The organism is Arthrobacter sp. JCM 19049 (assembly GCF_001310435.1).
In genome coordinates, this window is sequence record NZ_BAXF01000866.1 from 1 (window position 1) to 649 (window position 649).

Sequence of the window (649 nt, forward strand, 5' to 3'; positions counted from 1 at the left end):
GCGGGCACCGCGAACTGCCGATCCGCGCCGACCACGTGGGCAAGAACCTGCCCACCGCCAAGAGCGAAAAGGTGCGCGTGCACCTGGCGGAAACCGACCAGGACAACGAAGTGATCATCGAGGCCGGCGCATGAAACACCTGATCTCCACCGCGGACGTCACCCGCGAAGAAGCCATCCGGATCCTGGACATCGCCGAGGAAATGCGCGAGTTCGGCACCCGGGAAGTCAAGAAGCTGCCGGCGCTGCGCGGACGCACCGTGGTGAACCTCTTCTTCGAGGACTCCACCCGCACCCGCATCTCCTTCGAGGCCGCCGCCAAGCGCCTGAGCGCGGACGTGATCAACTTCTCCGCCAAGGCTCCTCCGTGTCCAAGGGCGAATCGCTGAAGGACACCGCCCAAACCCTGCTGGCCATCGGCGCCGACGCGTGGTGATCCGGCACCCCGACTCGGGTGCACCGGCTCGCCTGGCGGCCACCGACTGGATCGGGCTGCCGATCGTCAACGCCGGGGACGGCATGCACGAACATCCCACCCAGCGCTGCTGGACGCGTTCACGCTGCGCCGCCAGGTGAGCCTGCGCGAGGGCACCGCCCGCACGGCAAGGGCCTGGACGGCTGAAGGTCGCCATCGTCGGGGACATCCTGCA

The 649-nt window shown here is 68.1% G+C and carries 2 pseudogenes; both read left to right on the forward strand.

The features are described 5' to 3' along the window. A pseudogene (locus JCM19049_RS21650) lies at window positions 1-134 on the forward strand (bifunctional pyr operon transcriptional regulator/uracil phosphoribosyltransferase); the annotation flags it as partial. Beyond that, a pseudogene (locus tag JCM19049_RS16810) lies at window positions 131-649 on the forward strand (aspartate carbamoyltransferase); the annotation flags it as partial. The pseudogenes JCM19049_RS21650 and JCM19049_RS16810, both read left to right, overlap by 4 nt.